This is a genomic window from Streptomyces sp. NPDC002619, assembly GCF_042889305.1.
Taxonomy (GTDB): domain Bacteria; phylum Actinomycetota; class Actinomycetes; order Streptomycetales; family Streptomycetaceae; genus Streptomyces.
Genome location: NZ_JBIAQV010000025.1, coordinates 20,083 through 37,936 on the forward strand (window position 1 = coordinate 20,083; position 17,854 = coordinate 37,936).

Annotated in this window: 18 protein-coding genes and 1 pseudogene; 3 read left to right on the plus strand and 16 right to left on the minus strand. The window is 68.7% G+C overall.

Features of this window, described 5'->3' with window-relative positions:
• Nucleotides 1-134: 134 nt before the first annotated feature.
• Nucleotides 135-752: a TetR/AcrR family transcriptional regulator gene (locus tag ACFYXB_RS30385; protein WP_389587730.1), complete on the plus strand. Its 618-nt coding sequence runs from the start codon at nucleotides 135-137 to the stop codon at nucleotides 750-752.
• A 255-nt stretch (nucleotides 753-1,007) separates the two neighbouring features.
• Nucleotides 1,008-1,694 (plus strand): SDR family oxidoreductase, encoded by a 687-nt coding sequence (locus tag ACFYXB_RS30390; protein ID WP_389587732.1) that lies wholly within the window; start codon nucleotides 1,008-1,010, stop codon nucleotides 1,692-1,694.
• A gap of 481 nt (nucleotides 1,695-2,175) precedes the next feature.
• On the opposite strand, the gene ACFYXB_RS30395 is transcribed toward ACFYXB_RS30390, so the two are convergent.
• From ACFYXB_RS30395 to ACFYXB_RS30450, 12 genes are all read right to left on the minus strand, one after another.
• Entirely contained in the window at nucleotides 2,176-2,493 is a 318-nt protein-coding gene (locus tag ACFYXB_RS30395) for a DUF4387 domain-containing protein (RefSeq protein ID WP_389587734.1), read from the minus strand.
• 3 nt (nucleotides 2,494-2,496) lie between these two features.
• Nucleotides 2,497-3,858 (minus strand): acyclic terpene utilization AtuA family protein, encoded by a 1,362-nt coding sequence (locus ACFYXB_RS30400; RefSeq protein WP_389587736.1) that lies wholly within the window; start codon nucleotides 3,856-3,858, stop codon nucleotides 2,497-2,499.
• A 48-nt stretch (nucleotides 3,859-3,906) separates the two neighbouring features.
• Nucleotides 3,907-5,226 (minus strand): MFS transporter, encoded by a 1,320-nt coding sequence (locus ACFYXB_RS30405; RefSeq protein WP_389587738.1) that lies wholly within the window; start codon nucleotides 5,224-5,226, stop codon nucleotides 3,907-3,909.
• 88 nt (nucleotides 5,227-5,314) lie between these two features.
• A complete protein-coding gene (locus ACFYXB_RS30410) occupies nucleotides 5,315-6,028 on the minus strand; it encodes a GntR family transcriptional regulator (protein ID WP_389587740.1) in 714 nt (237 codons plus the stop codon).
• A gap of 158 nt (nucleotides 6,029-6,186) precedes the next feature.
• Nucleotides 6,187-6,852 (minus strand): TetR/AcrR family transcriptional regulator, encoded by a 666-nt coding sequence (locus tag ACFYXB_RS30415; protein ID WP_389587742.1) that lies wholly within the window; start codon nucleotides 6,850-6,852, stop codon nucleotides 6,187-6,189.
• Between the two features lie 83 nt (nucleotides 6,853-6,935).
• A complete protein-coding gene (locus ACFYXB_RS30420; RefSeq protein ID WP_389587744.1) occupies nucleotides 6,936-8,186 on the minus strand; it encodes an oxygenase MpaB family protein in 1,251 nt (416 codons plus the stop codon).
• A 5-nt stretch (nucleotides 8,187-8,191) separates the two neighbouring features.
• Nucleotides 8,192-8,635 carry a hypothetical protein gene (locus ACFYXB_RS30425; protein ID WP_389587746.1) on the minus strand — a complete coding sequence of 148 codons (444 nt, stop codon included), beginning with the start codon at nucleotides 8,633-8,635 and terminating at the stop codon, nucleotides 8,192-8,194.
• A gap of 10 nt (nucleotides 8,636-8,645) precedes the next feature.
• Nucleotides 8,646-9,506 carry a fumarylacetoacetate hydrolase family protein gene (locus tag ACFYXB_RS30430; protein ID WP_389587748.1) on the minus strand — a complete coding sequence of 287 codons (861 nt, stop codon included), beginning with the start codon at nucleotides 9,504-9,506 and terminating at the stop codon, nucleotides 8,646-8,648.
• A 34-nt stretch (nucleotides 9,507-9,540) separates the two neighbouring features.
• Nucleotides 9,541-11,214 carry an FAD-dependent monooxygenase gene (locus ACFYXB_RS30435; protein WP_389587750.1) on the minus strand — a complete coding sequence of 558 codons (1,674 nt, stop codon included), beginning with the start codon at nucleotides 11,212-11,214 and terminating at the stop codon, nucleotides 9,541-9,543.
• Nucleotides 11,211-11,762: a VOC family protein gene (locus tag ACFYXB_RS30440; RefSeq protein WP_389587751.1), complete on the minus strand. Its 552-nt coding sequence runs from the start codon at nucleotides 11,760-11,762 to the stop codon at nucleotides 11,211-11,213. Before ACFYXB_RS30440 ends, ACFYXB_RS30435 begins: the two co-directional genes overlap by 4 nt.
• A gap of 36 nt (nucleotides 11,763-11,798) precedes the next feature.
• On the minus strand, nucleotides 11,799-12,905 hold the full coding sequence (locus ACFYXB_RS30445) for an NAD(P)-dependent alcohol dehydrogenase (RefSeq protein ID WP_389587753.1): 1,107 nt from the start codon (nucleotides 12,903-12,905) through the stop codon (nucleotides 11,799-11,801).
• A gap of 28 nt (nucleotides 12,906-12,933) precedes the next feature.
• The gene (locus tag ACFYXB_RS30450; RefSeq protein WP_389587755.1) at nucleotides 12,934-13,713 is read right to left on the minus strand and encodes an MBL fold metallo-hydrolase; all 780 of its coding nucleotides are present in this window, start codon (nucleotides 13,711-13,713) and stop codon (nucleotides 12,934-12,936) included.
• 61 nt (nucleotides 13,714-13,774) lie between these two features.
• On the opposite strand from ACFYXB_RS30450, the gene ACFYXB_RS30455 reads away from it, so the two are divergent.
• Complete coding sequence (locus ACFYXB_RS30455) at nucleotides 13,775-14,836, plus strand: amidohydrolase family protein (protein WP_389587757.1); 1,062 nt, start codon at nucleotides 13,775-13,777, stop codon at nucleotides 14,834-14,836.
• 22 nt (nucleotides 14,837-14,858) lie between these two features.
• Here ACFYXB_RS30455 and ACFYXB_RS30460 read toward each other — a convergent pair whose 3' ends face one another.
• The 4 genes and pseudogenes from ACFYXB_RS30460 to ACFYXB_RS30475 form a co-directional block, all read right to left on the minus strand.
• Nucleotides 14,859-15,251 carry a lipocalin family protein gene (locus ACFYXB_RS30460; RefSeq protein ID WP_389587759.1) on the minus strand — a complete coding sequence of 131 codons (393 nt, stop codon included), beginning with the start codon at nucleotides 15,249-15,251 and terminating at the stop codon, nucleotides 14,859-14,861.
• Nucleotides 15,252-15,444: 193 nt separating this feature from the next.
• Nucleotides 15,445-15,600 (minus strand): annotated as a pseudogene (locus ACFYXB_RS30465) (FAD-dependent monooxygenase); the annotation flags it as partial.
• Nucleotides 15,601-15,603: 3 nt separating this feature from the next.
• Nucleotides 15,604-16,863, minus strand: a complete 1,260-nt coding sequence (locus tag ACFYXB_RS30470) for a VOC family protein (protein WP_389587761.1) — start codon at nucleotides 16,861-16,863, stop codon at nucleotides 15,604-15,606.
• The gene (locus tag ACFYXB_RS30475) at nucleotides 16,863-17,768 is read right to left on the minus strand and encodes a fumarylacetoacetate hydrolase family protein (protein WP_389587763.1); all 906 of its coding nucleotides are present in this window, start codon (nucleotides 17,766-17,768) and stop codon (nucleotides 16,863-16,865) included. Before ACFYXB_RS30475 ends, ACFYXB_RS30470 begins: the two co-directional genes overlap by 1 nt.
• Nucleotides 17,769-17,854 lie beyond the last annotated feature (86 nt).

Consider the following 17,854-nt stretch of genomic DNA (forward strand, 5'->3'; position numbering starts at 1 on the left):
GCTGCAAATCACGGTTGCGGCGCCTGATGGCCACTACCGGCCCGAGGTGACCCCTTCGACCGGTAGTGAAACGTTTGTCTCATTTGCGCAACTCTGGCACATTGGTGCCAGTAAACGCAACAAGGAGTAGCATCATGGCTTCGGCGACCTTCACCGAACGGCGCGGCACGGTCCGCACGGGCGGTCGCAGTGCTCGGGTGCGTGCGGCCGTATACGAGGCGACGCTGCTCGAGCTGGGACAGCGCGGCTACGCCGCACTGTCCATCGAGGACATCGCAGTGCGGGCCGGCGTGCACAAGACGACGATCTACCGACGGTGGGGGACCAAGGACAGGCTGGTGGCGGCCGCCATGGGCGACCTGGTCGACGCCAGGGTCCCGGTTCCGGACACCGGTGCGATCGAGACCGACCTGCGTGCGTACGCCCGATCGATCGTGGACGTTCTCACCGGCGACGCGGGCGCGATCGTGGTAGCCGTGCTGTTCTCCGATGCAGCCAGAGTGCCGGAGGTCGCCGAGGTCAAGCGGAACCACTTCGCCGAACGGCAGCGGCTCGCCGCGCCCATCGTCGAACGGGCGATCCAGCGCGGTGAACTACCGGCGGACACCGATCCACATGAGCTGATCGGACTGATGGCCGCGCCGATCTACTATCGGCTCCTGGTCACCGGCGAACCCATCGACCATGCCGTGGGCGACCGCGCGGCCCGCGCCGCCCTTGCCGCGGCGCCAGCCGCCCGGCCCGGACGATGAGCCGCCAACTCGCCGCGTTCAAGCCGCGAGTACCGGCATGTGCCCCGGATTCCGGACCGATCAGCCGGCGGACCGGCATCGGTCACGATGCTCGATACAGCGCGGACCCTGGCGTTGACCTACCGGCACGGCGACCGATCGGCGGGACGGCTGCTGGGCCGTCCGAGTGACCACTCCGGTGGCGCCCCAACCGTCCATATCTGGCCGCATAAGATAGCTCATGGGCTGCATGTCCTCCGAAGGGACCCGTGGATTGTGACCACCTCGATCATCGTCGGAGGAAGCGGCGCGCTGGGACGCGTTCTGGCGCAGCGATTCGCCGACCGCGGCGACAGCGTCATCATCACCAGCCGCACCAGGGAGCGCGCCGATACCGTGGCCGCCGAGATCGCTGACACGGTCCGGGGTCTGGCCGTTGATCTGTCGCGGCCGGAGACCATCGACGGAGCGCTCGCCGATGTGGGGGATGTCGACAACTTGGTGATCACCGGCGTCTCAGAGGGTTTCAACACTCTCGCGGATTTCGACATCGCCAAGGCCGTGGAAGCCGTGACCATCAAGCTGGTGGGGTACACGGAGACCGTGCGCGTCCTGCGCGACCGGTTCACCCCCGGCGCGTCGGTCGTCCTCTTCGGCGGCCTGGCCAAAGAACGTCCCTACCCCGGCTCCACCATCGTGACCGCCATCAACTCTGCTGTCACCGGGCTGGTGAAGACCCTCGCACTGGAGATCGCACCCCATCGTGTCAACGCGCTCCATCCTGGCGTGGTGGGCGACAGCCCGAGGTGGCGCGACGTGCCCGACCACCCCCACGTACCGCGTACCCCCATCGGGCGCTTGGTGACGATGGCGGAAGTCGCCGACGCCACCGACTTCCTCCTCCGCAACACCGGCGTCAACGCCCAGGACCTGTTCGTCGACGGCGGACTGCGCGTCACCTGACACGACCGCCCTACCCGAAGAGGTGTAGAAGCCAGATACAAAACGGCCCCGGACAATCAAGGCCCGGGGCCGTCTTTGGGCCGTATGAGGTCACCCGACGCCGACCAACAACGACAGAAGCCCACGGCATCTGAACTGCTCAGAGCCGCGGGCCTGTTCTGCCTCGCTGGTCAGCCGGACGGCTGTTCAGTACACCGGCTACTGATCACACACGACGGCGCTTGACTCCCCCATTGAGGCGCGACCTTTTGTTCGGGAGCGAGCTCAGTCGGGTGTTTTCCGCGTGCACGCTCTCGAAGTCACGGGCAGAGGCGAGCCCCTCAATGAAGGACCGGAAGTCGGGGGCGAGGGTCAACTCCGTGTTGAGGTCCGCGTCGAACCAGGCAACAGCGGGTTCGCCGTGTCGGCCGCCGGATCGGTAGTCGAGCCGTTCCGTACTCGCCCGTGACCAACGCAGCCGAAACCGTCAAGGAAGCGCGTCTCAGCACAGTTCAGGCAGTTCCATTGCCATCAGCGGCGCGTACTGCTGTCCGGCGTAGCAGTCGCTGTCGCGTAGGTCGCCCTGGATGATGGGGCGAGGCAGGGAGACCTTCACCGCGAGGGCGAGGGGGTGGTTGACGACGAGGACCTGCCCCTCGTCCGCACCGAAGAGGCCGGCGAAGAGTTCCCGGTTGAGGAAGCCGGTCCCGACGAGGGCCTGATAGGTGTGCTCGTCCCGGCACATGAAATCGAAGGTGAGGGTGAAGGGCCCGGCGTTCTTGGAGCGGACCAGGGAGCAGTAGTCGAGCAGGGTGGCCATGGGTTACAGCTCCTCGGTGGTGGTGCGGAAGAGTTCGCAGGGCGTGACGCCGGTGGCGACGTGGTTGAGGGTGAAGCGGTAGAGCGGGCCGCGGTCCATCTCCGGCGGCGAGTACGGGTAGGCCAGCGTGGAGACCAGCCCGTCGTACTCGGGCATGGGCAGATGGCTGCTGGCATGGGCCACGAAGGTGGAGATGGCGTGCGCTGTGGCCTGGTCCGGGGCGGTGACCGTGATGACCACGCCGATCTCGGCGGGGTCGAGTTCGTCGGGTTCGTGGCCGGCGAGGACGGCTCCCGCCCCGTAGAGGCGGTAGTCGATGTCGACGGTGCCGGGGTCGACCTGGCCGTCGAAGACGTCGAGGATCTTCTCTTCGAAGTACTTCTCGGCGAACGACAGAAGGTCGGGCAACCGCCTGATGACGACTTGGTCGCGTACGCCGCCGATGACGACGGTCTGATAGCCGACGAGCTCGGCGCCTTCCAGCTTGTTGGTGTAGCCGTCCGCCGGCACGTACCGGGCGCCGCGGACGCGGACGGTCTGCTCGTCGACGGCCTTGTAGGTGGCGTGCGTGGTGTCCAGCGCACCGGACGGCTCCAGGATATGGAAGGGGTCCGCGTTCTCGTACAGGGTGTGGGCGGCGACCGAGCGCGGGGTGAGACGGCTGCCTTCGGCGAGCGTGGTCACGTCGAAGTGGTCGTCGCGCAGATGCACGAGCAGGCCATTGGCGGAGGGCGGGATCGCGCAGGCGGCGCCGCATTCGACGGTCTTGGCCATGTGCCAGGTCAGGCCCGGCTCCGCACCCCGCATGTGCGGCAGTGCGGCGAACAGCGCGGTGTCGCTGGCCCGTCCGGCGAGGATGACGTCGCACCCGTCGGCCAGGGCCTGCTGGATGGGCTCCACGCCCATCATGGCGACGGTGTGGCTGCGCGCGAAGAGTTCGCGGTCGATCTCCGGGGCATGGGGCAGCGGCCGGATGCGGTCCTCGTCGTACAGCTTCTCAAGGCGCTCCGCCGGCTGGTCGCAGTAGATCAGGCCGAGCCTGAAGTGGACGTTCTGCTCAGCCGCGAGGGCCCGCGTGAGCCCCGCGACCCAGTCGACGCCCGCGTCCCGGCCGCTGGTGCCGCAGGAGCCGATGATCAGCGGTACTTGGAGCGTGTCACGGGCCTTGAGCAGCAGACGCAGGTCCCGTGTGACGGCCTGGGCGGAGAGTTTCGGGGTGGCGGAGCCGAGGGCCGCGGGGCCGCTGTCGGTGGATCCGGCGTCGCAGGCGATGACATGCGGGCGGGCTTCGACGCCCCGGTGGAAGGCGTCGGCGTCGAAGCCGGCGCCGAGGGCGCCGGTGGGGGCGAGGATGCGGAATTCCATGGGTGCTGTCTCTCTGTGCGTGCGGAAGTGGCCCTCCGCCGGCCTGGTTCAGGCGGTCCGCGCGGCGGTTGCTGTGCGGCGGGTGAGGCTGGTGAAGACAGCGAAGGTGATCGCGGCGAACACCGCTGCGTTCAGGAGCATGTAGCGCCAGCCGGTCAGGTCCACGGTGACGCCGAGCAGTGCCGGGCCGAGCGAGATCCCCGATGCGGAAGCGATGGTGTACAGGCCCGTGTACGCGCCGAGGACCCGGTCGTTGGGGGCCAGGTTCCACAGGGCGACCAGGGCGTTGACGGCGAAGACGGCGTAGCCGACGGAGGAGATCGCCATGGCTGCCGCGGTCATGGGCGCGTTGGGCGCGGCGAAGCCGGTCAGCAGGCCGACGACGAAGAGTGCCACGCCGTAGCGGATGGCGCGGACCTGGCCGATGCGGCCGGACAGGTAGGCGATGGGGACGACCGTGGCGAGGAAGGCGACGGCACCGGGCAGGGCGATGGCTCCGGCCCGGCCTCGGGACATCCCCAGTACCTCGATGCCGTACGGGGTGGTCATGGCGCGCAGTGCCGACCACATCCCGGCGAAGCAGAAGATGCCCACCATCAGCAGCAGCCGGGAGCGGCTGGGGTCGCGGACGACATCCTTGATGACCGCCCAGGGCGAGGCCGATTCGTCCAGCCCTTGAGGGGCGGTACCGGGATCCGCCTCGTTCTGGGAGGGCAGGCGCCGACGGGCGTGGTCGCGGCCCAGAAACCAGCTGGACAGGCCTATCGCGATGAGCATCAGCAGCGGGGGGATGGCGAAGGCGGCCTTCAGGCTGTGGTCGACGACCAGCAGGCTGATGAGCGAGGAGACGACGATGGTGAGACTGACACCGGCCTTGATGAACCCCTGCGCCTTGCTGCGGTTGCCCGCGGCGACGTAGTCGGACACCAACGTCTCGGTGACACCCTTGAACGCGTTGGCCGTCAGGCCGAAGCACACGATGCACATCATCAGGGCGGGCAGACTCGTGGCCCACGGAATCAGCGCGAAGGGGATCGCGGCCAGGCACGCGCCGACGACGATGATCGGCCACCGGCCGAAACGGTGCCGGGCCCGGAGGTCGGAGAAGCGCCCCATGACTGGCTGGACGAAAACACCGAAGGCGGTGTCCATGCCCATGATCAACCCGATCAGCGTCGCGGACGACAGGTACCCACGCAGTTGCGCCGGCACCTGGGCCTCGTAGAAGTTCCACACCGATTCCTGCGCGAAGATCGCGATCGCCACCCAGGCGACGGCGCCGGCGCTCATCCGGGTGGGGGTGATGGCCACCTTGTTCTGGGTGGCCGGCGCTCCGCCTGGGGAGGGCGGACGCGTGTCGTGCATCATGGCGGCTCCTTGCCATATGCTATAGCAACAGTGCTGTCGGCCGACCTCCTCCCGCGCGGGACTGACGAGCAGGCGGCCGGGAGGGCGATCAGATGCTGGAGAGCTGGATCAGTGCCTCGCGGTGGTGATGCATGGCGAGCTGCTCGGCTCGTTCTTCATCCCGGTCCAGGAGAGCGTCGAGCAGGCCGCGGTGTTCGCGGTAGCGGCGGCGGAACGCTTCAGCCCGCTCGGGGGCAAGCTTCATGGTCAGGTCCAGACGCTCCTCGTCACTGAAGGCGCGGGCCTGGTGCAACAGCCCCTCCAGGACGGGATTGCCGACGGAGGCTTCCACCTGGTGGTGGAACTGCCGCAGCATCCGGAAGAGGGCGGTGAGCAGGTCGGCCACCGCAGCATCCGCCCCCTGCTGGGCCAGCACCCGCTCCAACTCCGCGACCAAGCCGTCGGCCCGGTCCAGCAACTCGGCCAGCTCGGCGAGTTGGGCATCGGTGGCGTTGCGGGCGGCGAGGCGGGCCATCAGGGCGGAGAGGCGCACTTCGGCCTCCACGACCTCTGAGCGCGCGGCCGGGGGATGGTCCGCGATCCGCAGAGCCCGGGTACCGACCCGCTCCACGACCTTCTCGTGCACCAGCTGGCGCAGCGCTTCGCGTACTGGGGTGGGGCTGACGCCGAGGCGGGCGGCGAGATCACGTTCGGTGATCTTCTCCCCTGGTCGCAAGGTGCCCTCGCGCACTGCGTCACGTAGCCGCTGGTAGGCCTGGTCGGCCAGTGACGCGGTCTCCATGGGACCGAGGGGGTTGCTCATGGCCGTAAGCGTGACTCCTGCTATAGCAAACAGTCAATGGGTTGGTTCCGAGGTGTTTTCGGGGACGTTGCAGGTGGACCTCCCCGCCGCCCGGGACGAGAGGCTCGCCGGTCCAACGACTGACTGATCCGAACGAGACCGCCGAGGCCCACGCCCGTTCAGTTGGAGTTGGACAGTGACAGGCCGTTGAGGAGCACTTCGGCCACGTTCTCGGCATAGAGCCGCACGCGCGTCTCCGCCGTCGACGTCAGCTCCGGGTTCATCATCGAGGCGAGCGCGATCTGGCCATAGAGCGCGGATCCGCCCGAAGTGAGCAGGAAATAGAAGGTTTCGTAGGGGACTTTCTTGATTCTTCCCTGGTCGTGCAGGAGTTCAAAAACGGGGATGAAGCGCGACCTGATGGGCTCGATGTAATGGTGGTAGAGATAGTCCAGGCGATCCGTGGCGGCCACGCCTTCCAACGTGACGAGGCGAGCCAGATAGGGGCGCGTTGCCGAGTACTCGATGAAATTCCGGATCAGCATTCTCAACCGCACCATGGGGTCGGCCGATTCGTCGTCCGCAGCCACCAGGTAATCCACGAGAGGACGGAAGGCCCAGTCGACGGCCGCCCGCCACAGATTCGCCTTCGATCCGAAGCGCTGATAGAGCAGATTGCGGCTGACGCCCAGTTCGTCATTTACGGTCCGCAGCGACACGCCGTTGTATCCATGCACTGAGAAAGCCTCGATCGCGGCGGCCATGACCTGGTCGGTCGGGGCGAATTGCGCATCTTTGGGTGGACGTCCTCGTGGGCGGGTGACGCGGGGCGGATTATCAGGCATGGGGCCAGCCTAGCGGTGCCTCCGCTCCTCCGTGGGGCCGGAGGAGCGGAGACGAGTACCGGGCGGACAGGGCGGCTATTCCTTTACCGCGTGAGCTTGTCGACGGGCTTGAACTTCGCTTCGCCGCCTTCGAGGTTCGTATTGAGGAATGCGTGCCGATCGCGCCGGTTGATCTCGTCGATCCATCCGGACACGCCCGGGACGTTGCGGCGCAGGGTCTCTCGCGTCAGGTTTCCGGGCACCCGGGCGAGCGGAGCGAAGCGCCACAGGCCGGCGTCGGGCAGGCCCGTGCTCCGGTAGCCCTCCTCGCCCAGGTAGAAGCGCGCATGACCGAGCTGTGCCCTGTAGCGCAGCTTGCCGTAGATCTGGCGCAGTCCCTTCGCGTCCGTCGGGGGCAGGAAGGTGTCCATGAATGACCGGCACAGTTCCTGGGAGTCCTTGTCGATCTTCGGTTGCTCCGAAAGCCCGAGCAAGAGGTTGGCCTTGAAGCCCTCGGCCACCGTCTCCGGGTACCACGGCGGCTCGACGCCCATGAGGTAACCGACATAGCGCCAGTGATGCATCATGGCTTCCACGTCGGCGTCAGTGGGACGGTAGCCGAGCAGCTTCAGCTGCATCCCGGGGGCGAACGAGCTGAGCAGCAGGGTCCCGGTCTGCGCGAACTGGCTGATGGGCATGCCCAGCCGGGCCCGGTCCCACTCAGGGTGCGGCAGCAGGGTGTGCCGGATCATCGAGTGCAGGGTGCGCACGAGCACCGCGGAGCGGCGTCCCACGGCGCCGGGTCGCATGGCGCCGGGCTCGGTGGTGTCGGTCCAGAGCCGGGAGGTCTCCAAAAACCGGCCGAACGCCGACCCTCCGGTGTAGGCGCCGGTCAGCGCGAGCGGCTTGGCGACGGTCTCCAGACCGTACGCGTTGAACGTCGACATGCCGAAGTACGGGTACAGCTCCTTGTACCGCCGGAAGACCTCCGCACCGTGCTCGACCTTCCCCCAGTCCACCCACTCGGGATCGGTGTTGATCTGCTCGAACAGCGCCACCAGCTCCGGGGACGGATCGCTGACACTCTTGATGCCGCCGTGCAGTGCCAGCTCGACGTCCTTCCGGGCACGGGACCTGCCCTTGGGCGAGGCGAAGGCCGCTTCGACATAGGCGTCGCCCAGCCGGTCCCCGGTGTTCATGGCCCGCCCGAAGGCCTTCGCCAGGTCCTCGGAGACGTCGAGGTGGCATTTGGCCAGGCGCTCGAGTTTCCACTTGAGGGCCTGGCCCTGAGGGCTTTCGGCGGTCTCGAAGTACGTGAAGATCTTGGGGATCGCCACTTCGGTCGACTGCGTCATTGATCTCACCGCTTTCCCATGGTTCGAGTGATTCCCGTGGCCAGTTCGCCGGCCAGATCGCGGGCGACGCGGAGGGCGGCTGCTTCGTCCGCCAGGGATGCGTCGCGGCGCATCAGTGCTGTGATGAACGCCGCGCCGCGCAGGTCCGGCAGGGGCGGGCCCAGCAGAATGTGGGTGTGCGGACTGCCCTCGCCGAGGGAGTAGGTGTAGACACGTTCCGAGTCGGTCACCCACGTCACCGCCGCACTCAACCGGCGGAGCAGCGGGCCGAGTTCGCCGGCCTCGGCGTCGTCCAGATCGGCGAGTCCCTCGGTGTGCCGCAGCGTCTGGGCAGCGACCCAGCCCGGTGCCGGCATCGCCGGGTGCTGGACACTCCCCAGTGCCCGGTCCGCACCAGCCAGCCAGGATCCGAGCCCGCGAGCGCCGCGGCCCGTCGGCAGAGAACGCATCCATCGCTCGTCATGGCCGCCCCTGCCGAGTCCCGTCCTGCGGCGGGGCGATCGTGCTCGTCAGCGTGCCGATCCTGGCGAGGGTGACCGACACCACGTCGCCCGCCGTCAGGAACCACCCGTCCGCGACGCCGGTCCCGCCCGGGGTCCCGGTGAGGAGCACGTCACCGGCTTCCAGGGTCAGGAACGAGCTGACGTACGCGAGGAGTTGAGGGACCGAGAAGATGAGCTCGGCCGTCGAGGAGCGCTGGCGTACGACACTGTTGACCTCGGTGGTGAGGTCCAGCGCGTCGTGCAGGCGCAGTTCGTCCGTGGTGAGCAGGGCGGGCCCGAGCGGTTTGAAGCCGTCGAAGCCCTTGGCGAGGGCCGGGCTGGCCATCGGCAGCGCCGGATTCTCTCCCGACTGGACGTCGCGCGCCGAGAGGTCGTTGGCGACCGTCCCGCCCGCGACGAAGTCCCAGGCGTCCGCCTCTGGAATGTCGCGGCCGGTTCGCCCGATCACGACGGCGAGTTCACCCTCGTAGTCGACCCGCTTCGGCGCGGAGTCCGGCAGCCGGACGGCGGCACCCGGGGAGGTGACGGCGGAGCCGGGTATCAGGTGGAAGCGGGGACGGGCGGGCAGGGGGCTGTCCGTCTCGGCCGCGTGGTCCCGGTAGTTGAGGCCGATGACGACGATCTTGCCGGGACGCCGCACCGGAGGTGCGATCGTGGCGTGCTCCCGGCTGATCTCCTTGCGGAGCCGCAAGCCTCGCACCTCGGCCAGCCGGCCCGCGACGATGAAGTCCTCCAGAGATCGGCCGGGGGCGTCGAGGAGTTGCAGTCCGTCGGGACCGACCCGTGCGAGGCCGTCGCCGGTCTGTGCGAGCAACATGGTGTTTCTCCGTTCCTCCGTACTTGGCGGTTCCTCAGCCCTTGGCTGTTCCGCAGTCGCCGGCCGACCGACCCATGACCTGGTCCACGAGGGCGTCGGTGTCCGCCGGGCAGGTGTCACCGCGCCAGGCGACGATGCCGTCGGGGCGTACGAGCGTGATGGCGGATCCGTACGCTTGGCGGGCGCCGTCCGCGCCGATCCACTCCTCGTCGAGAGGTATTCCTCGGGTTCGGAACGCGTGGGCCAGAGCCCCGCTGTCCACGGCGGGGGCGAGGTTCAGCAGGACGAAGTGCCCGCGGAAGAGGTCGAGCACGGAGCTCCCGTCGGCCAGCGCGACATGCGGGGCGCGATGCCCGGGGCGTGCCGTGGGCACGTACTCCTCCGGGTCCTCGGGGGGCTCGGGGGTCCCGTCGGAGACGATGAGGGGCGACTGCGGGTAGCACAAGCCGAGTTGGACGCCGAGGGAGCGCCACTCGGTCCATCGGGTGGTCACAATCCGCTCGCCGGCCAGGTCGCGTGCCTCCTTCCGCACCGGGTCGTCCAGTGCCGGGTCGGGCAGGAGCGCGTTGTCGGCGCGGTAGTTGTGCCAGGCGCGGCGGACCATGCGTTCGGCGTGCGGACGGCGCTCGGCGGTGTAGGTGTCGAGCAGGGTGTCCGGTGCCCAGCCCCGCAGTACGCCCTCCAGCTTCCAGCCGAGGTTGGCCACGTCGCCGAGTCCGGTGTTCATCCCGTGTCCGCCCGAGGGCCACATCCAGTGCGCGGCATCGCCCGCCAGCAGAACATGGCCAGAGCGGAAGGACTCGGCGACCACCGCGTCGCCGCTCCACCCCCGGGCGTCGAGCACTTCGACCTCCGCGACCGGGCAGTCGAGCGCGTCGGCGACCGTGGCACGGACCTCGGCGGCAGCGGGCGACTCCCCGTCCGCGAGCGGATAGGTGACGCGCCACAGCTCACCGCCGTCGAGCGAACCGAGAATCATGCGACGGGGGTTGACCAGGTAGTACTGCACGGCTGGGGCGTGTGGAATTCGGTCGCGCAGCCCGGGAAGCCGCACGAAGGCCCCCTGCCAGCGGGCCCGGACGTCGGCCGAGTCCCGCAGCGACCCGATGCCCAGGGCCTTGCGGACCGGAGAGGCCGCACCATCGCACGCCACCAGGTAGCGCGCCCGCACGGTCCTGCGGCCGTACGCCTGCGAGGAGAGCCGTACGGTCACGCCGTGCGTGCCGTCGTCGAAGGCGTCGCACGTCCACCGGTAGCGCAGGTCCACCGTGGTCTCGGCGGCGGCGCGTTCCCGAAGCGCGAGGTCGAACCAGAACTTCGGCCACCACACGCCCCCTTCGGGGCTCAGCCCGTGCGTGGTCTCGCGCCGGTCCGCGTTGCAGGGGCGGGGGAACCGGGCCAGTTCGTAGGTGGTCATGCGGGAGACGAACGAGATGTCCCGCGGAGCATCCGCGGGGAAGCCGCTGCGGAGTACGGCGTCGGCGATGCCCCACCGGCGCAGGAGTTCCATGGACGCGGTGTCGACGGACTCCGCCGTCGGGTAACGGACCACGCCGTCCTCACGCTCGACGAGAAGCACGGACAGCCTGCGGGAGCCCAGTTCGACGGCGGTCGCCAGGCCGACGGGACCGCCGCCCACGATCACCACGTCGTACGTCGTGTCGTCCGCGAGGTCGCCGGTGGGGCCCGGCTCCGAGGTGAGTGTCATCGTTCCCAGACCAATGCGCTCAGGTCCCGGCCGGCCTCGCGGCCCTTGAGCAGACGCTCGGGGTCGAGCGGGAAGCCGTTGGGATTGCTCTTGAACTCCTCGGTCGCCATGAAGTCCTGCATCTCCTGTTGCGAGGAGAAGTTGAGGGACGACAGTTCGACGCGGTTCCCGTCCGGGTCGAGGTAGTAGAAGCTCGTCCCCGGGCCGTGGTTGGACGCCTCGACCGGAAGGAAGCCGGCCGCCTTCAGGGTGCTGTAGAGATCCAGCAGGGCGTCGGCGGTCGGCGTCCGCAGCTGGAAATGGTGCAGTCCGCGCGAGGACCTGCCCGGCCCGAGGTCCGTGCACTCGAAGACGGCGATGCGCTCGGTGTAGGGGTGATCGAAGTAGAAGTTGAAGAAGCAGATGCGCGACGGCTCGTCCGGGTCGTCGGACGGGGGCGGTGTCATCTCCACGCTGCGCGGCTGACCGAGCAGCAGCGAGTAGAAGTCACAGAGGCGGTCGTAGTCGGTCGTCCGCAGCACGACCTCGGACAGACGAATCCCTGACATTGTCTTTCGTCCTTGCCTGATAGGGGAGTTGGCGGCTCAGTGGAGGAGGACGGCCTTGACGGCCGCTCCCGAACGCACCTCGGCGACGGCCTTGTTGATGTCGTCCAGTGCGTAGGTGCGGATCAAGGCCTCCAGCGGGAAGCGGCCCTTGCCGTGGAGGTCGAGGATGCGGGGACCGAGGACCGCCGGGGCCTGGTGGCCGACGATCGAGCCGGTCACGGTCCGTCCTTCGAGGAGTGCGAACGCGCTGGTCCGCAGGTCCGCGTCCGGAGCGACTCCGAGGATCGCGGCACTTCCCAACGGGGCGAGCGCGGCCACGGCCTGCGACATCACGTCGGGTACGCCGGTGGACTCCACGCTGAAGTCGACGCCCGGTCCGCCGGTCAGCTCCCGTACCCGCTCGACGGCAAGACCCTCGGTCGCGTCGACCACATCGGTCGCGCCCAGGTGGGCGGCAAGGTCGAGCCGTGCGGAGTGCCGGTCGGTCACGATGATCCGTGCGGCGCCCGCTGCTGCGGCCGCCATGACCGCGCTCAGCCCGACGGCCCCTGCGCCGAAGACGGCCACCGTGCTCCCCGGCGAGACCTTCAGCAGGTTCCAGACCGCGCCGGCGCCGGTGATGATGCCGCAGCCGAGGGGGGCGAGCGCGTGATCGGGCAGGTCCGTCTCGCCGATCTTGATCAGGCTGCTCGGCCGGCACAGCCCGTACCCGGCGAAGGACGACTGTCCGAAGAAGTGGTCGTGCACCGGCCTGCCCGAGGCGTCGCGCAGCCCGACCGAGCCGTCGACGCGCTGGGCACCGAAGTTCAGCGGGAAGTGGAGGGGACAGTACGCGGGCCGTCCGCTCAGACAGTTCCGGCAGGTGCCGCAGAAGCTGAAGCTGGCCACTACCCGGTCGCCGGGCCCGAACCCGGTGACGGCGGCGCCGACCGCCTCGACCACACCGGCCCCTTCGTGCCCGGCGACGACCGGGAGGGGCGTGGGCATACGTCCGGCCGCCACCTCCAGGTCCGTATGGCACAACCCGGCCGCGGTGAAGCGCACCAGCACCTCGTCCGGGCGGGGATCGCCGATGCTCACCTCTTCCAGATCGAAGGGATCGTCGCTGTCCGGCCGGCACACCGCCGCTTTCACACCGTTCATGGCAAGCCTTTCGCAGGGTGCGGCCGGTTCATCGGAGCGTGACCGGCCGGAGTTCGGGGAAGTGCGGGCCGACGAGTGGCGTGTCCGTGGCGCGCAGCGTCTCCAGCCAGAGGGCCCGGGCGGCCGCAGCGGCCGGTGCGTCCCAGTCGAAGCCGCAGCGCCAGTGCGGGTGGTCCAGCGCCGCCGGATGGTGGAAGAGATCACCGACCAGGGCGAGGCTCTGTCCCTGCGACCCGATCAGGGCGAGGGAGGCGCCCGGTGTGTGGCCCGGCGCGTGCACGAGATGCAGCCAGTCGTACGGCGAGACGGAATCGCCCTCCCACAACGCGGCCGCGTCCCGCAGCGGAGCGACCTTGTCGCGTACGGCGTCATCGGCGTCGCCGCCCACGAAGTGTTTCCAGTCCGCGGCATGGATGTGGTGCCTGGCCTGGGGAAACGTGGGCACGCCCGCGGTGGAGGCCCAGCCCACATGGTCGATGTGCAGATGGCTGAGGACCACGTCGGTCACAGAGCCGAGCGGGCAGTCCAGCTTCTCCAGCCGCTTCGGCAGGAGTTCGCAGACCGGGGGCAGCTCACCGTCGGGCAGCAGCTGCGGGGCGAGCCCGCCGCCCAGGTCGAAGAGGACGCGATGTCCCTGCCGGTCGGTGGCCAGGAATCCGCCGAACGGGACCTGAAGCATCCCGTGCTGGTCGAGGACGCCGGGCAGGGCCTGCCACACGGACAACGGCACGTCCGGGTAGAGCAGGTTCGGCGGCATCGGTATGACGCCGTCGGTGAGGGGTTCGACTGTCACATCACCTATCTGCATGCCTCGACCGTAGCCATTAAAGTGTCGAACGTCAATTTACTGAAGCCGCGAACGACGCCATATGAGTTCCATCTGGCCCGTTGTGAGTGCGAATAAATTGACGCATGACAGTTTGCTGCCTAGGGTCGGCAGCACACCACAGAGCAAGAGGAGCACCGTCGTGCCTGGTCAACGGATTGACGTCCACACTCATGGCGTGTCGGACGAAGCGATGATGGCGATCGCGGGCCGGGGCTTCCGGCCGACCGGCGGATACCGCATCTCGGTGCGATGGACACCGGAGGCCGCCCTCGCCTACATGGACAGGCAGCAGATCGCCGCCCAGCTCGTGTCCATGCCGATCTCGTTCGCGGGGGCGGACGACGACCCGGACTTCGGGACGCGCCTTGCCCGGCTGATCAACGAAGGGCACGCCGAGCTGATCGCGAGGCATCCTGGTCGCTTCGGAGCCTTCGCGACGCTTCCGGCGGACGGTCCCGACGAGGCGCTGGCGGAAGTCGCGTACGCCCTGGACGAGTTGAGGCTCGACGGAGTGGTGCTGACCTCGAACGTGCTGGGGCGCTACTTCGGTGATCCGTCCCTCGAACCCGTACTCGCGGAGCTGGCGCGGCGCGAAGTACCGGTTTTCGTCCACCCCGAGGACTGCCCGCACATCGACGTCCTCGGTTTCGGGCGGCCGAGCTCGATCGTCGAGTTCCCCTTCGACACCGCGCGCACCATCACCAACGCGCTGTACACCGGTGTCTTCCAGCGGCATCCCGGGCTGCGGCTGATCCTGGCGCACTGCGGCGGGGCGCTGCCCGCCCTCGGGTGGCGGATCGGCGAACACACCGTCATGGGGCGGGGGCCAAAGGACGCGGACATCGATCCCGCCCACGTCGCCGAGGTGCTGCGGGGGCTCTACTACGAGACGGCACTTGCCGGCAGCCGCAACTCCCTGCTGCCGACGCTGGAGGTGACCACCGCGGACCACATCCTCTTCGGAACCGACTGGCCCGCGGCCCCGGAGCCCACGGTCGTACGCAACATCGACAACCTCATCGGCTTCGACGGCTTCACCGAGGACCAGCGCCGGGGCGTGGAACGCGACAACGCGCTCAGGTTGTTCCCCAGGTTCGCCTGACACCGGGCGGGGTGCCGCCCGCTCAGGACCAGTCGCCGACGAGTTCGAGGTAGGCGTGGCCGGCCACCCGCTGTCCTTGGTAGGTGCCGGTGACGGTGGCCGCGCCTTCGAACTTGGTCAACGAGGGTTCCTTGGGCACGATCTCCTGCTCCTTGTACGGCACTTCGATGATCAGCTCGGTGCCGATCTTCGGGGCGCGCACAACGCACCGGGTGGGATAGCTGCGGCCGGTGACCGGGCTGGTCCACGGGTCGGTGGCCTCGACCGGCAGCATCGTCGGTGCGACGACGTGCGTGCCGTCGGGGTGGACCGCGGTCAGCGCCAGGAAGATCTGTTGGTTCACCAGGTCGCGCAGCTGGGCGATGACGATGTTGACTCCGTTGTCGAGCTGGGGGCAAATCCAGATCGAGTTCATCGGGCTGGCCGGGGGCTCCGCGCTCGACAGGGCGGTTGCCTGACTCCGGCCGAGGAAGTCGGCGAAGAAGTCGGGCAGGCCGCCCCACTGACGGTCCAGCCAAGAGGTGCCGGTGACCTGCCCACGCGCTCTCCCCCCGCCCGGTGGCCGTCCCCGATGTGGACTCCGAGCGAGGAGATGAAGTGTGCGTGGACGGCTGCGCCCACCGCTCCACCACGCTCACGCGCAGACCCTGCTGGGCCAGCAGAAGTGCCAGCACCTGGCCGACCGGGCCGGCGCCCGCGATCAGTACGTCGGCGTCCAGCCGCTGCGTGGCGGCACCTTTCGTCGTTGTCGTGTCGTCGCTCATCGGTCAGCCCAGCGGTCCCATGTAGGTCTGGTCGACGTACGTGTCCGACAGCGGCTCGAGTGCGTCGGGCCAGGTGTCCGTCACGGTGCGGCGCTCGCTGCGCGGCCGCGGCCTGCCGTCCCAGCCGACCTGCTCCATGTAGTAGTACAGGCAGACCAGGTGGCCGTCCGGGTCACGCAGGTGGGCCGCGTAGTCGATGCCCGTGTACAGCTCCGGCGGAACGCCCTCGACCGGGGTGTGGCCGTGGCCGACCAGGAAGTCCACCGCGGCGCGCAGCTGGCGGTAGCTGCCCACCTCCATGCCCATGCTCAGGCACGAGGTGTGCTCACTCAGCCCGAGCATGCCGCGCAGCGCCTTGTCCGCCAGCACGAAGGAGTGGTGCTCGGTGCCGTTGCGCAGGAACACGATGCGCTTGCCGCGGTACTCGGACTCCTCGACGCATTCGAAGCCGAGCAACTCCGTGTAGTACGTGACCATCTCGTCCATGCGCTCGGTGAACACCGACACCGGGCCGAGCCGGGTGACCTTGAAGGGACGCGGCAGGAGGATGCCACCCACTTCGTGAGTCTCCTCCAGGTGCGACTCGGAGGGCCGCCAGCCCGAGTGGATGTCGATGCCCTTGTCCAGCGCCTCACGGATTTCCGCGGCTTCCGACATCTGGGGCAGCGGCGGCCTGGTGTCGAAGCCCCGGTAGTGCATCGCGTGCGGTTTGGAGTTGCGGGACCAGCCGATCTGCTCCATGCCGTAGTACAGCTCGACCATGTTGTCGTCCGGGTCGCGGAAGTAGATGTGCCAGTTCCCGCCGGGCATGTCCCGCCCGACGCGCCCGAACGCCACGCCCTTGGCGCGCAGGTAGTCCTCCGCGTCGTGCACTTCCTGGAGGCTGCCGACCTGCCAGGTGATCTGGCTGAGGGTGATGTCCTTCGCGATGCGGTCGTTGCCGTTCATGGTGCCGAAGGTGCGGTGGGCCAGCAGCAGCGCGTGGTGGTCGGAGGAGTTGCTGGTGAAGATCATCCGCGGGTCGCTGACGACGTCCTCCACCAGGGGGCGTACCTCCGGCGGAACCTGCTCGAACAGGTTGACCTCGTCGGTGACGCGGAAGCCCAGCAGGTCCGTGTAGAAGGCGATCGACTCGTCGAGGTGGTCGGAGTTGAAGCCGAAGTGGCCGAAGCGCCGGATCTTGAACGGGCGCGGCAGAAGCACTCCGCCGACGTCGTACCGCTCTGGTGCCGTGCCGGACCTATCGGGTGTCGAGGTGGTCATCACTTGTCTCCGTTCTGGTCGTCCGTGGCGGAGTAACCGGGGCCCGCCGTCACGGGGTTGTGCAGTTCACCGAGGCCCTTCACCCAGGTGACGAGGGTGTCGCCGGGCTGGAGGAAGACCGGCGGCCTGCGGAACACGCCGACGCCCGCGGGCGTGCCCGTGAAGATCACGTCGCCGGGCAGCAGGGGGCACACCCCGGAGATGTGCGCGATGACCTCGGGGACCGAGAAGATCAAGTCGCGGGTACGTCCCGTCTGCATGACCTGACCGCCCAGGCTGCAGCCGATCTCCAGGTCGTCCGGGTCGTCGAACTCGTCCGGCGTGACGAGCACGGGGCCCATGGGACCGAAGCCGGGGAAGGACTTGCCCATGCTGAACTGCGGTGCGATGCCCGCCAGTTGCATCACGCGCTCGGAGATGTCCTGGCCCACGGTGAGGGCGGCGACGTGACTCCAGGCGTCCTTCTCCGCCACGCGTTCGGCGGGCCGGCCGATGACGACGACGAGTTCGACCTCCCGGTCGACGTTCCGGGTGGGCAGCGGGATGGGGTCGTGCGGGCCGGCGAGACTGCTGCGGAACTTGGTGAAGATCAGTGGTGTCTCGGGCACCGGGACCTCCCCCTGGTGTCCCTGGGCCCGGGCGGCCTCTTCCAGGTGGTCCCGGTAGTTGGCGCCGATGCCGAAGACCTGCCGCGGCGCCGGTACGGGATTCTCCAGCCCGTCGAGAGGCAGACGCTCCTGCTCCTCGTCCCAGGTGTGCGTGACGGCCCACTCGACCAGGGCGTCCCAGGTGTCGAAGACACGCTCGGGATCGGCCGGGAAGCGGCCCTTGCTGGCCTGCTCCAGATCGACGGCGGTGTCCTTGTCGATGAGGACCAAGCGGTTGGCGATGACTCCTAGGCGCATGACAGCGCCCTCCTTCGGCTCGAGGATTGCTGGAGGTTCAGAGATTCAGCGGTTCGGAGATGTGGTTCGGAGATTCCAGAGGCTCA

Excerpts from the sequence above, each read along its gene's own strand:
- ACFYXB_RS30400 (WP_389587736.1), bottom strand. The coding sequence starts at position 3,858 with ATGGAATTCCGCATCCTCGCCCCCACCGGCGCCCTCGGCGCCGGCTTC.
- ACFYXB_RS30385 (WP_389587730.1), top strand. The coding sequence starts at position 135 with ATGGCTTCGGCGACCTTCACCGAACGGCGCGGCACGGTCCGCACGGGC.
- ACFYXB_RS30435 (WP_389587750.1), bottom strand. The coding sequence starts at position 11,214 with ATGACACTCACCTCGGAGCCGGGCCCCACCGGCGACCTCGCGGACGAC.
- ACFYXB_RS30395 (WP_389587734.1), bottom strand. The coding sequence starts at position 2,493 with ATGGCCACCCTGCTCGACTACTGCTCCCTGGTCCGCTCCAAGAACGCC.
- ACFYXB_RS30455 (WP_389587757.1), top strand. The coding sequence starts at position 13,775 with ATGAGTTCCATCTGGCCCGTTGTGAGTGCGAATAAATTGACGCATGAC.
- ACFYXB_RS30445 (WP_389587753.1), bottom strand. The coding sequence starts at position 12,905 with ATGAACGGTGTGAAAGCGGCGGTGTGCCGGCCGGACAGCGACGATCCC.
- ACFYXB_RS30420 (WP_389587744.1), bottom strand. The coding sequence starts at position 8,186 with ATGACGCAGTCGACCGAAGTGGCGATCCCCAAGATCTTCACGTACTTC.
- ACFYXB_RS30450 (WP_389587755.1), bottom strand. The coding sequence starts at position 13,713 with ATGCAGATAGGTGATGTGACAGTCGAACCCCTCACCGACGGCGTCATA.
- ACFYXB_RS30425 (WP_389587746.1), bottom strand. The coding sequence starts at position 8,635 with ATGCGTTCTCTGCCGACGGGCCGCGGCGCTCGCGGGCTCGGATCCTGG.
- ACFYXB_RS30440 (WP_389587751.1), bottom strand. The coding sequence starts at position 11,762 with ATGTCAGGGATTCGTCTGTCCGAGGTCGTGCTGCGGACGACCGACTAC.
- ACFYXB_RS30475 (WP_389587763.1), bottom strand. The coding sequence starts at position 17,768 with ATGCGCCTAGGAGTCATCGCCAACCGCTTGGTCCTCATCGACAAGGAC.
- ACFYXB_RS30470 (WP_389587761.1), bottom strand. The coding sequence starts at position 16,863 with ATGACCACCTCGACACCCGATAGGTCCGGCACGGCACCAGAGCGGTAC.
- ACFYXB_RS30460 (WP_389587759.1), bottom strand. The coding sequence starts at position 15,251 with ATGAACTCGATCTGGATTTGCCCCCAGCTCGACAACGGAGTCAACATC.
- ACFYXB_RS30430 (WP_389587748.1), bottom strand. The coding sequence starts at position 9,506 with ATGTTGCTCGCACAGACCGGCGACGGCCTCGCACGGGTCGGTCCCGAC.
- ACFYXB_RS30405 (WP_389587738.1), bottom strand. The coding sequence starts at position 5,226 with ATGATGCACGACACGCGTCCGCCCTCCCCAGGCGGAGCGCCGGCCACC.
- ACFYXB_RS30410 (WP_389587740.1), bottom strand. The coding sequence starts at position 6,028 with ATGAGCAACCCCCTCGGTCCCATGGAGACCGCGTCACTGGCCGACCAG.
- ACFYXB_RS30415 (WP_389587742.1), bottom strand. The coding sequence starts at position 6,852 with ATGCCTGATAATCCGCCCCGCGTCACCCGCCCACGAGGACGTCCACCC.